Source organism: Mucilaginibacter boryungensis (assembly GCF_015221995.1).
In the GTDB taxonomy this organism is placed as follows: Bacteria; Bacteroidota; Bacteroidia; order Sphingobacteriales; family Sphingobacteriaceae; genus Mucilaginibacter; species Mucilaginibacter boryungensis.
The window spans coordinates 1,660,228-1,673,448 of sequence record NZ_JADFFM010000002.1; the positions used below are offsets into that span (position 1 = coordinate 1,660,228).

The 13,221-nt window shown below is 39.9% G+C and carries 10 protein-coding genes; 8 read left to right on the forward strand and 2 right to left on the reverse strand.

Annotation, left to right across the window (positions count from 1 at the left end; genetic code table 11):
• The first annotated feature begins 50 nt into the window (after positions 1-50).
• The 3 genes from IRJ18_RS20295 to IRJ18_RS20305 all read left to right on the forward strand — a co-directional run bounded on the left by IRJ18_RS20295 (position 51) and on the right by IRJ18_RS20305 (position 3,637).
• Positions 51-941 (forward strand): hypothetical protein, encoded by an 891-nt coding sequence (locus tag IRJ18_RS20295; RefSeq protein ID WP_194108107.1) that lies wholly within the window; start codon positions 51-53, stop codon positions 939-941.
• 138 nt (positions 942-1,079) lie between these two features.
• Positions 1,080-1,619 carry a hypothetical protein gene (locus IRJ18_RS20300; RefSeq protein WP_194108108.1) on the forward strand — a complete coding sequence of 180 codons (540 nt, stop codon included), beginning with the start codon at positions 1,080-1,082 and terminating at the stop codon, positions 1,617-1,619.
• A gap of 1,133 nt (positions 1,620-2,752) precedes the next feature.
• Entirely contained in the window at positions 2,753-3,637 is an 885-nt protein-coding gene (locus tag IRJ18_RS20305; protein ID WP_194108109.1) for a hypothetical protein, read from the forward strand.
• A gap of 192 nt (positions 3,638-3,829) precedes the next feature.
• On the opposite strand, the gene IRJ18_RS20310 is transcribed toward IRJ18_RS20305, so the two are convergent.
• Together IRJ18_RS20310 and IRJ18_RS20315 are read right to left on the reverse strand one after the other, a co-directional pair.
• Positions 3,830-4,531, reverse strand: a complete 702-nt coding sequence (locus IRJ18_RS20310; RefSeq protein WP_194108110.1) for a PP2C family protein-serine/threonine phosphatase — start codon at positions 4,529-4,531, stop codon at positions 3,830-3,832.
• Entirely contained in the window at positions 4,521-5,861 is a 1,341-nt protein-coding gene (locus tag IRJ18_RS20315) for a serine/threonine-protein kinase (RefSeq protein ID WP_194108111.1), read from the reverse strand. The genes IRJ18_RS20310 and IRJ18_RS20315 overlap by 11 nt, the downstream gene beginning before the upstream one ends.
• A gap of 243 nt (positions 5,862-6,104) precedes the next feature.
• Between IRJ18_RS20315 and IRJ18_RS20320 the strand changes: the two genes are divergently transcribed.
• From IRJ18_RS20320 to IRJ18_RS20340, 5 genes are all read left to right on the forward strand, one after another.
• The gene (locus IRJ18_RS20320) at positions 6,105-6,842 is read left to right on the forward strand and encodes an N-6 DNA methylase (RefSeq protein ID WP_194108112.1); all 738 of its coding nucleotides are present in this window, start codon (positions 6,105-6,107) and stop codon (positions 6,840-6,842) included.
• A 70-nt stretch (positions 6,843-6,912) separates the two neighbouring features.
• Positions 6,913-8,460 carry a type I restriction-modification system subunit M gene (locus tag IRJ18_RS20325; RefSeq protein WP_194108113.1) on the forward strand — a complete coding sequence of 516 codons (1,548 nt, stop codon included), beginning with the start codon at positions 6,913-6,915 and terminating at the stop codon, positions 8,458-8,460.
• Entirely contained in the window at positions 8,408-9,676 is a 1,269-nt protein-coding gene (locus IRJ18_RS20330; RefSeq protein ID WP_194108114.1) for a restriction endonuclease subunit S, read from the forward strand. Before IRJ18_RS20325 ends, IRJ18_RS20330 begins: the two co-directional genes overlap by 53 nt.
• A complete protein-coding gene (locus tag IRJ18_RS20335) occupies positions 9,673-12,825 on the forward strand; it encodes a type I restriction endonuclease subunit R (protein WP_194108115.1) in 3,153 nt (1,050 codons plus the stop codon). Before IRJ18_RS20330 ends, IRJ18_RS20335 begins: the two co-directional genes overlap by 4 nt.
• 6 nt (positions 12,826-12,831) lie before the next feature.
• Positions 12,832-13,221, forward strand: a complete 390-nt coding sequence (locus IRJ18_RS20340) for a hypothetical protein (RefSeq protein WP_194108116.1) — start codon at positions 12,832-12,834, stop codon at positions 13,219-13,221.

Sequence of the window (13,221 nt, forward strand, 5' to 3'; positions counted from 1 at the left end):
TGTTTACAACCCACCTTTGACGGACTGCATCGGTACCAAACCTCACACAGATGCAAAATAACCTTAAACAGACTTTCGAGTATTTATTTTATGGCTTTATAGTACTTGCTATGGTAGTAGCCTTCACACCTGACTTGCGGGATAAAGCTGTTAGCATGTTCAAAAGCAAACCCTACCTTGAACTCAAAGGCTATACGCCTTATCAACTAAACGTAACTGAGTTTCCCTGGAGCTATGGCATGACGGGCTTCAATCAGTTCAATGGTGACTTTGACAAATTGGACTACAAAGTGTATGACCTTTTAAAAGGTAAATCAGGAATATGCGAAGTTTACTTACAATCAAACGGTACTGATAAATACGGTAATGCGGATAAAACCTTTCTACATATCGGAGATATAAACATCGATGAGCTCAATAAATTTCAGGACTGGCATTACTGGCAGAAGGAAAGCGGCATCCGCACACTGCTTTATAAACACATTGTTCAGCCAACTGCTGATAGTGCGAGAGTAACGCCTGAACCACCTACCATAACCCCAACCGTTACTAGTGACACTACAAGGCCAATCAGCAATGTCGTGCCAAATGTGACTTCAAGACCCACTTATTCATTTAGCTTTTCCGATTTGTATGCTACACCTGATAACCAGCGTGATATTGACGTAAACCGCTATATTGTGAATGGGACTATTGGAGCGGTGAATTACAATAATGGTGTGATGCAAATAATCACTTCTGATGGTGAAGCTGTAATCGTTCAATTCTATCCATTAGAGGCAAGTTCTTATACAGCTGAGCGTTTGATGATCGCATTGAAGGAAGGCAACAAGATAGAATCAGTTTGTGCCAGAGCCGGTGCCAGTACAATGGATTTAGTTTCTGCTGAAATCACATCAAGGACTAGGCGTCAGAGGGACACCACAATGCGCACAGAGTAGCTTTCCTTCATTTCTTTAAAAGGTAAATTAATTAAATAACAGAGCCTGCCGCACTCGTTGGCTCTTTTTAAAACATGAAATACAACCCAACATTAATAGGTTAAGGAATAATTTATATATTGCTTAAAATCAACTGTTATGCCAATATCTAAGGAGACACAATACTTTGTCATTAACTCTGAATTCCAGTTTCAAAGAAGAGATGTCCTAACATCATCAGACTTTTCATTTATGACTGTAACATTGGTTCTTGGTAACCAATCAACATTTGGAACATTCACGCAGGTTAGAAGTGTGCCTTACGTAGAGGTTTACTTAACACATAAAAGTTATGGAGTTAACAGCTTTAGTGGCGGCAATGTTTTTGTAATCAATGGATGGAGCGTAGCTATTGAAAGTATATTGCCTAAATACGATCCTTCAGTGGATACAATATCTTATGTTACAGAACCAATACGTTTCACTTATACCGACCCATTCCATAGAGAGCTTACTTTGACCTGCAAAGCTACAATAGAGGACATCACTCGATTATATAAAAAGTTTGTCAATTATTCAGCAACCGAGAGCCTGTTGACTGCAAAACATGAAGTGACCATAATGGAACTGACAGATGAAAATGCACGCTTGAGAAGCCTGCTTGAGGATATACAAAGCAAAATTCCATCTATGTTCTAACTATAAGAACCTTCCTACAACATCGCAAACTCACTAATCCCTCGTTGCTCGCGTTTAGTTTACGTGTCGCATTGTGCAATCTCTTCTCGTTGTTCTGATTTTTCGTTGTGCTCGTGCTCCTTTTGGTTCTTGTGCTTGTAGTTCTTCTCGTACGTTTGTTGAGAATTCTTTTGCTTATGTTAATTAAGTTTCTTATTATCCTCTTACATTTGTTATATCAAATTTAATATAACAAAAAAGTCCTGGAATAGGCTGTCACCTACCCAGGACCCCAACGGACTGCTAAACTTGCATATAAAGCATTTAAGTCAGTTCTCTTGATAACCTTGCCAGGTTACCATTTGCAAATCAAACAGGTCGAAAGGAAGCATTGCGCTTCCTTTTCGCTTTTACAAAGATAAGGGCCTAACAAATCTTTTGTACGCCATAGTTTTGCACATAACGTCGTTTTTTTGCACAATGCTAACAATATGAAACCGTTGTCAATTAGCTTATATTCAATTAGTTAAACACATAACAGAAACTTTAATCTTCAACATGGTGGACTGCCCGTGAAGTTTATGGTGGTAAACCTCAAATTTTTTATCATAAGCTACGCTATTCCTTTACCCTCGGGAGTTGCTTAAGAGAGCAAAGGATAGCTGCGCTTCTGACTTGTCCAACCGTACAGGCCATACCGCACAGGAACATTCGCATTTCGCAACTGAAACGCTGCAAAGCAGTCGCCAGATGTTGTTACCTTGTAAATAGTCATGCTGACACTTTAAAAGGTAACTGCTCCGTTGTCGCAATCCGGCACCCACTTTGGCAATAGCGAATGACGTTGCTCCATATTCGCTTCCTCTTGCTTTTAATACATTCACTAATGCTTCACTTCACTTGGTTTGCAACCAGGTGAAGCTTGCAACGTTTATTATATTAAGCAAATCGCTCATCACAATTTTGCTCACCTACGCCTCGCCTGTCGCTTCAGTCTTGATCACAGGTTTTGAAGTTGCAACGCACAGGCCCAAAGTCAAAACCAGCGCCAAGCCTTTGTGAAGCATTCCCTCAATCACGCTCACGCGTTTCTTTTGAGGGACGACAGGCTCTATTCGCGTAGGAACGGTGAGCTAAATTCTTTATATTAGCAGATGAGTCATTCTAAATTAATTCCGTCAAGCATAAAAGTTGATCCAAAAGCTATCACTGATTGGATTCGTTTAGGTTCTTCCATCACTGGAACGGCTATCGCTACAGGATTAGGTGCACATTTTCCCGGGATTGAAGGCGCAATGGTTGGAAGTGTAATGTCTCCAATAATTATTGAAACATTTGCATCGATCGGAGCGGATATAAAGCAAAGTATCCTTGGAGATCGTGAACGAGTTAGGGTTGGCGCAGCATTTAGTTATGCCCTTTCTAAAATTAATCAAAGGGTTCAAAATGGCGAACAGCCAAGGACTGATGGGTTATTCAATGGAGATAGTAATGAACGTTCTGCTTCACAAGAAATATTAGAAGGTGCTTTACAATTCGCACAACGTGAGTTCGAGGAGCTGAAAATAAAACACTATGGCTATCTTGTTGCGAATATATACTTTGAATCCAATATTGACAGGGGTTATGCAAATTTACTATTGAGACTCGCTGATAAGTTGTCGTTTAGACAGCTTACGATGTTAGAACTGCTTGCGAATAGTGCGAAATTCGAACTAATTAAACGGAGAAAACCATTACCTGGTACCGAGTTACTTTATACTTTATCTACTTCAAATAAAGTAGGTTTTTCTACACAGGCCCCATTAAAATCGTCTAAAGCCGATTTAGCTTTGGAAGTAGAAGAGATGAAACAAATGGGGGTAATAGCAGAGCTAGAATTTAAACTAGAGTTTATGATACCATCCGACCACTTTGTCAACTTAGGATTAACCAAAGTTGGTAGAACATTGCGTGATTTGATGGAGCTAAGCGAAATCGATGAAAAATATATTCTTGAAAATGCGGAATGGCTAAGGTATATTGAAAGCTCTAACTAATCTATTGCATTACTTATGCCACGTCTATGTTACCAATGATTGATAATACAAACTCCACAGTGCTCATTCACATCGCCAGTTATTTGTCGTAGATACTCGGTAGTCACCTTGCAGGCTTTCTCTACCGAGACCTTTTGCTTTACTCGCAACCAACTTTGCTTCGCCATCGTTGGTTTTACAGGCTCGATAGCATTATATACCAATGACGATAAAAGAAGCGTTATCCTGAAGTACTTTATTTTTCAAGCATCCTTTAATATTCTCCCCAAAACTTTCAATTGTCTCACTTTTCAATGATAGGTCTCTAAACTCTCTTTTAGTGACCAAGTCATGAATTCCATCACTAGTTAGTAGCAACCTATCTTTAGGGTGCAACTCAAATTCAAAAATCTGTACTTTGGGTACAGTCTTCATTCCGATTGCACTTTCTATAATGTTTTTTCTGGGATAATTTGCATAAGCTTCTTTTGTTAACTGACCTGATTTATAAAGTCGATTAGCTTCAGTATGCAATTCAGTCAATTGTTTAATTCCGTTTCCTCGCAAAACACAAAGCCTTGTGTCGCCAACTTGACAACCGACAAGTTTCATCCCGTCGATGACACACGCTGTGAAGGTAGATGCCATACCTTTGCATCGAGGGTCCTTAGCTTGTAATAAAACTATTTCGTTATGTACTTCTTGGATAGTTACGTCAAGTCGTTCTTCTTTGGGATTAACCATTTCGATAAAGTATTGAATACTTTGTGTAGAAGCGATACTCCCGCAATTTTCCCCTCCAACGCCATCTGCAAGGCACGCAATTAAATACTGTGCTTTGATGCCAACATGTACTGCGTCTTGATTTTCAAGCCTTGGCCCAATTTCAGTAAATATGTAGTGACTATCTTGCATAGCAAATTTCCTTTATAGTTTCATTTAGCAAAGGATGGATTTCACTTAGTGTTACATCAATAGACCTTTTTAAATGACTGATAGCCCGACATGCGTCTTCGCTATCTGCTCGTAACTCTATTGCTAATCTTTTAGCTACATCCAATTCCAATTCCTTATTTATAAGCCTTGCAAATTTGCGTTCAACGTAAAAACGATTATGACTTGTACCTAAATAAAGCATAGCCATTAGGCATTCAGCCTTGACATCAGTTTTGCCTGAATTTATAAACTTTTCGAGCCTGATACTCAAGCCATCACACTGATCCCATAAGAAAGACTCAGTTCTTATCCAGTCAGCATATATTATACCAAGTTTAGCAGCCAATTTGGGATGTCCAAGGATGATTGCATCAATTTGTTTTAAAGACAACTTTCTCAATACAGCTTTAGAGTCATCGCTATCAGCATTGTCGTCAATGAAATCAACTATGCTTTGCCATTCATGTTCGTCGAGATCATCCGCATCTTTAGCAAGCAAATCAAATATTTGTGCCCCATGATAGGTTTTAGGTTTCAGACTTACCTGACCCAAAGACAATAGTGCATCCCGGACAGCTGTAACACTTTTAAATCTTCTCGCTGGATCTTGCCTTGTGCAAGCTAAAAGAATTCCGCCAAAGTCACATGAATCCTTAATTTCATTACACGGTATCCTGTCATCTGTAGCGACCATATCATGCAAAATGCAACCTAACGAATATATATCGCTTTGAGCGGAAGCTTTCTTCAAATCCTTTACAATTTCAGGCGCAGTGTAATAATCGGATTTCATCCTCATCCCTGTTTGGGTAATAGCTGAAATGTTGGTTACAGAGATTGACATTAAACCAAAATCAGTGATAGCGTAATTAGTAACGCCAGTTGCAGGATCAATGTAGCCTAATACGTTTGCTGGTTTCAAATCTCTGTGATAAATTGACATAGCATGTAGTTCCTCTAAGCCTGCTATGATATCCAATATCGCATTCATGTAATTACCATTGAGAGTGTTATCTTTCGTCAAATCCTCCTCCAAGGTGCTATTAGCCAAAGGCATGATGAATGATGGCGGATCTGAATCCAAATCTTTCTCTATGACGGGAACGATATTCGGATGAACAAGACCACTTTGCATCTTTGCTTCTCTGATAAAACGTTTTTTTACGTTAGCTTCCAAATTCAATGGAAAGCCCGGACCTTGATTAACTTGAAAAGTTTTCCTCGCATAGTGCTTGCCATCGTTACCAAGCACCTTATCGACTATTCCGAAACCTCCATTCCCTATGTTCTTTACATATTTATAATTCATATCATTACGGTTAATAGGCTGTTCGACAATAATACTCAAATTCCCTAAAAAAGTGATTCGATACGGATTCTCTACTCAAAGTTAGCCTCACAACAGTAATACAGTCACTTCGTTCAAGGTAGTATAACGTAAATGGGTATCCCATCGGGAGCCTCCGCATTTACTTATATCTCCACCTTGCCTTTATTCTGCTGTTCAGCAGTGAGTTCGTTCGAGAATTCCCTCGACTAAAAACTTTCTGCCATGACACAGATTAAACACCTGCTAACCGAGTTCGAACGATTTGCCTACGGCCAATCACTGCCTACTGTATTCACTGAAATGCTGAATTGGACGCTGTTACTCTTCAAAAAGTGCAACAATGAAACCGAACAGCAATCCGTCATTGAGGCTTATCAAACCCACCCCAAAGTCAAGCAATTAACAACTCTTATCACTATGATTGGTGACCTCGCAGATGGCTTTACAGACCCGCTGGGCGAACTTTATATGCACGCAATATCTAAGGGTCACATGGGGCAATACTTCACTCCTCAGCACTTGTGCGATATGATGGCGATGATGCAAATCGGCACAACCTCTCGGGTATCGCAAACCGTTTTAGATCCTGCTTGCGGCAGTGGCAGGATGCTATTAGCCACAGCTAAGATAGACCGTTCTTTACAGCTTTACGGTGCTGACCTTGATTTGACTTGCTGTAAAATGGCTTTGATCAATATGCTATTTAACTCTTTACAAGGTGAAATAGCACACATGAACAGTTTAAGCAACGAGTTTTACACGGGCTACCAAATTTGCACAACTTTGGTCGGTACACATTATATACCTTATTACATCGAATTTACCGAGCCTGAAAAGAGCCGCATTTGGCTTAGACCTTTAAGAGGTAATAATGATAAGTCAAAGTTCAGTACGCCTTTCAATCCTGTGAGTGCGGCTCACCCTATAAATGGCAGACAAGGATTGCTATTTGATTGGTAGCAGCCAATCTGTATATTTAACTTTCAAACTGCTATTAATCTCATAACTTAGCAAATCACGTATTGTAGATATGGCTAAAACTAAACCAGCTAAACCTCAGGATAATAAACCAATGGAACAGATACTGTTCCTCACTGCCGATAAGCTTCGTAAGAACATTGATGCTGCCGAATACAAAAGCTACGTGTTAGGCTTACTGTTTCTAAAGTACGTTTCCGATGCCTTTGATGTATTGCACCAAAAGATATTAAAGAAGGAGGGCGAGTATGCTTATGACGACCCCGAAGATAAGTTGGTTTACAGCGCAGAGTATGTATTCTTTGTACCGGAGAAAGCCCGCTGGAATTACATAGTAACCAGGGCTAAACTGCCAACCATTGGCGAGGAAGTTGACACAGCGATGGATTTGATTGAAAAGGACAACCCGAAGATACGCGGTGTATTGTTTAAGCAATTTGCGCAATCAAAGCTTGATAAAGTTACGCTTGGCGAACTTATAGACTTAATTAACAACATGGATTTGGGCACAGAGGCTGCCCAACGTAAAGACTTATTTGGCGTAGTATACGAATACTTTCTTGGTCAATTCGCGTTAGCAGAAGGCCGTAAAGGCGGCCAATTTTACACGCCTCGCTCAGTAGTATCATTACTTATCGCTATGCTCGAACCAACAAAGGGTAAGGTTTACGACCCTTGCTGTGGTAGTGGTGGTATGTTTGTAATGTCTGAGAAGTTTGTTGAGCAACACCAGGGAAGAATTGATGATATTACTATATACGGTCAGGAAAGCAACCAAACAACATGGAAGCTGTGCGTAATGAATTTAGCCATACGCGGTATTGACCCTGAACAAGTGAAATGGAATAGCGAAGGCAGCTTCCTTAAAGATGCACACCCCGACTTGAAAGCCGACTATATTATAGCCAACCCACCCTTTAATGTGTCAGATTGGAGTGGGGAGTTGCTTAGGCAGGACGGACGTTGGAAATATGGTGTTCCACCCAATGGCAACGCTAACTACGCTTGGCTGCAACATTTCTTGTATCACCTTGCGCCTAAAGGCAAAGCAGGAATCGTTTTAAGTAAAGGAGCATTAACTACTAAACAAGGTAGTGAGTATGAAATAAGAAAGAATATGGTTGAGGCCGGTGTAATAGACTGCATTATCAATCTACCAACAAAGTTGTTCCTAAATACACAAATACCCGCTTGCCTTTGGTTTTTAAATCGTGATACTAATCGTTTACGTAAAGGTGAAGTACTATTTATTGACGCTCGTAACCTAGGGCACTTGGTTAACAGGCGTACCCGAGAATTTGATGAAAACGATATAAAACAAATATCAGAGACTTACCATCATTGGTTAAATACCAGAGATGAATACGAAGATATACCTGGTTTCTGCAAATCAACTGTTGTGGCTGATATTGAAGCTATGGATTTTGTATTAACTCCCGGCAGATTTATAGGGCTACCTGACGAAGAGGATGATTTTGACTTCACTGAGCGGTTTAATTATTTGCAAATAGAACTGCATAACCAAATGTTACAAGAATCGGCACTGAATGAAAGAATTAAGTCAAACCTTTCTAAAATTGTGGAGGCCTCAAATGTCTGATTGGATTGAAACAGAATATGGATTAATTCCATTTGGTTGGGAGGTTTTAAAGGCTGACAAATATTGTCATAAAGTAACAGATGGGACGCACGATAGTCCTAAGCAAGTCGCCAATGGTTTGCCACTAATTACGTCTAAGCATATTAAAGGAAGGGAAATTGATATCGAAAACGCTTATCATATTAGTTTGGACGATTACAACAAAATCATCAGGCGAAGTAAGGTTGATCAGTGGGATGTCATTGTAAGCATGATAGGAGAATATTGCGGTTTTTGTTATATTGAAAGAAACGCGATTGTTGAATACGCTGTTAAAAATGTTGGGATTTACAAGACCCTCGATGAAGTTAAAGCCAAATGGCTGTTTTATTACCTTCAGTCTAAGACTGGTCGGAACGTATTAGAAGCACAGAAAACAGGCACAAGTCAGCCCTATATAACACTCGGATCATTGAGGAAGTTAGATATTATCGCACCTAAAGATCCACAGATAAGTTCTGCTATTACTGAGGTTCTCAGCAGTATAGATGATAAAATAGACTTGTTACAGCGCAACAGCAACACACTTGAGTCTTTAGGTGAAACCTTTTTCAAGCAGATGTTTATTGTAGAGGCGCAGGATAGTTGGGAGCAAACTTCCTTTTCAACAATTGCAAACCACGTAAAAGTAAGTATAAATCCAGCAGCCAATCCAAATCAAATCTATCATCATTATAGTTTGCCATCTTATGATCATGGTAAGCAACCTAAGCATGAATTTGGTTCTGCCATTCTTAGTAATAAATATCAGGTTCGATCTAATCAAACATTGATATCAAAATTAAATCCAGGAACCTCAAGGGTTTGGTATATACATGAAGCGGAAAACATCAGCGTTTGTTCAACGGAGTTTCAGGTTTTTGAAGCAAAAGAAGACGCGTTTCGTGAGTACATTTATTTCTTTCTTAAATCTTCGGATGTGACGGATACATTAAGCAGCGCTGCTTCAGGAACAAGCGGAAGTCATCAACGAGTTAGTCCTGATTTAATAACCAATTTAGGATTAAGACGACCTGACAACTTAAAAGTTTCGGCTTTTAGTGAAAGAACCGCCCTTTTGTTGGCGAAAATAAATAACAACATTAAACAAATACATCAATTAGAAAGTCTACGCGATACCCTTCTATCTAAATTAATGAACGGATCTGTTAAACTAACCGAAATGGCCGAAGCATGACACGCGTAGTTGAAAATGACATAGAGCTATGGGTAATAGAGGTATTGCAAACTAAAGGCTTTACCTATATCCATCCACACCAGCTTGACCCCGATGTTGATACATCCCTTCGGAACGGGTTTGCTGATGTTGTCATTGAAACTTATCTGCAAGATGCTTTAATACGCATCAATCCAACCATTGGATCAGCAACTTTGCAACAAGCTGTAAAGGAAGTGCTGCGTACACCTGGGCATAGTGATTTAATGGCGAGCAATCAATACTTTCATAAGCTATTGGTTGAAGGAGTTGATGTTGTTTATACTGATAATGGCGAAGAAAGAACGGTTAAGGCCAAGCTTATCGACGAGGCAAATTCTTCTAATAACTCATGGCATGTTACTCATCAGGTAACAATAATAGAGAATGGCCAGCATAAGCGGCCTGATGTTATACTTTATCTTAACGGGGTGCCAATTGTTGTGCTTGAACTTAAAAATGCAACAGACCACAACGCAACAGTCGAGAAAGCATACCATCAATTCCAAACATATCATCGCACGATACCAACATTGTTTAATTACAACTGCTTCGAGATTATAAGTGATGGCTTGGAAGCAAAATTAGGTACAATAACTAGCGATATATCACGCTTTATGGCTTGGAAAACTGCTGATGGTAAAACTATCGCCTCTAACAAGACCAGCGAACTCGCGGTAATGATGGATGGGTTATTAAACACAACCGTCCTTACCGATCTGATATTAAACTTTATTGTATTTGAAAAGACTAAAGTTGAAGACTTAGCTACTAAAACAGTACGTATTGAAGTGGTGAAGAAAATAGCTGCTTACCATCAATACTATGCCGTGAAGAAAGCTATCGTATCGGCACAGGAAGCCAGTATTGAAGGAGGCAACCGTAAAGGTGGTGTGGTTTGGCACACACAGGGTTCGGGCAAATCGCTATCAATGGTATTCTTTACTGGCCTATTGGTTAAAGCGCTTGACAACCCCACAGTAATTATTATTACAGACAGGAACGACCTGGATGAGCAACTCTTCGATACGTTTGCCAATTGCTCGCAATTATTGAGGCAAGTGCCTGTACAAATAGAGAGCAGAATAGCGTTGGTAAAAGAATTAAAAAACCGGCAATCGGGTGGTGTGTTCTTCACTACCATACAAAAGTTCTTGCCCGAAGAAGGTTCAACGCAGTTCGCACAACTATCCGATAGGCGCAACATCATTGTGATTGCTGATGAAGCCCACCGTACTCAATATGGGTTTGAAGCTAAGGTTAGGTATATAAAAGATGCTGCCGGCAACGAAGTTGGTAACGAAACCACTTATGGCTTTGCTAAGCACATGCACGATGCCTTGCCTGGTGCAACGTTTATCGGCTTTACAGGCACACCCGTTGAAAGTAATGATAAGAATACTCAAGCCGTATTTGGTGAGTACGTAGATATATACGACATAGAGCGCGCCGTAAGGGACGGAGCGACCGTGCCAATCTATTATGAAAATAGGTTTGCAAAACTGAAACTTGACAGGATATTTACTGAAGATTTAGAGAATCAATTGAATATGGTGGCCGAAGGGTTGCCCGAATATACTATTAACAAGGCGATCGAGCGTTCAACACGGCAAGAAGCAATCATTGGTCATCCCGAAAGATTGAAAATGATAGCTAAGGATATACTTATTCATTTTGAGAGCCGTGCAGAGGTCTTTAGCGGGAAAGCATTAATAGTTGCTATGAATCGCAATATTGCAGTGGCTTTATATAATGAGATAGTAGCGCTCAAACCTGAATGGCATGACACCCGTGATGAGTATGGGGGCGTTAAAGTTATAATGACTGGTAGTTCATCTGATGAGAAGCATTTGCAAGATCATATCCGAACCAAAGCCAAACGTGCATTAATAGCTGCACGTTTGAAAGAAAAGCGCGACCCATTGCAAATGGTTATTGTGGTTGACATGTGGTTAACGGGCTTTGATGCACCGGTATTGCATACGTTGTATCTTGACAAAGACATGAGCGGCCACAACTTAATGCAGGCCATAGCAAGAGTTAATAGGGTATTTAATGATAAGCCAGGAGGCTTAATAGTAGATTATGTTCCAGTAACGGGCAACCTGAAGGCGGCCTTAAAAACTTACACGGAGAATAATGGTAATGGCGCTATTACACTTGACATTGCGGAAGCTGTTAACTTAATGCTTACCAAGCTTGAAGTTGTTGAGCAGATGTATCACAACTTCGATTACAAGCCTTATTTCAAAGCCAGTACAGGTGTTAAAATGGACATAATATTGGAAGCGGAAGAACATATATTGGGCTTAGATAATGGCAAAGAGCGATATATCAAAGAAGTTACTTCGTTAGGCCAGGCATATGCCTTAGCCAAATCAGAGCCGGAAGCTAAGATAATAACAGAGGATGTGGCATTCTTTCAGGCCGTTAAAGCACGGTTAGCAAAATTCGATATAGCCGTAACCGGCCAACGCCGCAGAGAGTTTGAGAACACCATAAAATCAATGGTTGAAACCGCCATAGCAACTGATGGCATAGTAAATCTGTTAGATCAGGCAGGCTTAGACAAACCCGAGGTATCAATATTTAGCGAAGATTTCATGAACGAGATACGTAACATGAAGCAAAAGAATGTCGCTATTGAGTTACTAAAGAAATTACTCTCAGATCAAATTAAAATACGTTTTAAGAAGAACCTTGTAGTTAACAAAAGCCTTACTGAAAAGCTAATGGCTGCTATCAATAAATACAATAACAAATCCATTACCGCCCTTGAAATGATGGAACTGTTGCTTGAGTTATCACATGATGTTAACCGGGAAACCGAGCTGGGTAACTCATTAGGGTTAACCGAGCCCGAGAAGGCATTTTATGACGCCCTTGCCTGCAATCAATCGGCTATGGATATGTTAGGGGATAGCAAGCTACTTATCATCGCTAAGGAATTAGTACAACGGGTAAAAAGCAACACCACAATTGACTGGACTGTCCGTCAATCGGTTAAAGACAGGGTAAAGCGGGAAGTAAAACGAGTTTTACGTTTCCATAAATACCCACCTGACGATGAAGCTCGTGCTACCGATACAGTGCTGGAACAAGCTGAAATGTATGCCAAGGAATTAGCATAACTTAGCATGTTTCTCCCAGAAGAGCTATTAGAAATGTTTGAAAACAATGGTTTGCCAAGGTATGGATATGCTATATACCTGGATAACTTGCCTTCAGACATGGTTTTAAGAACTCTTACTGTTAGATTTAAAATTGAATTCGCTGTTGTATTTACAATCGGCAAGTTGGGATACTTTTTGTACATTGGTGATAATAATAGCGTTTCATTACCTGTTGATGAAAAGGAGATTTTGATTAAACATACGCACCCTAACGGAACCGTATTTCCGAGTATATATGATATTCAATGGCTCGAATCTGTTCAAGATTCAGGCTCTCCTCAAATTCAATCGGTGATATTACCGATAGGGCATCAGAGAATTACATTCAATATCAATACACCGTATTTAGGTTAA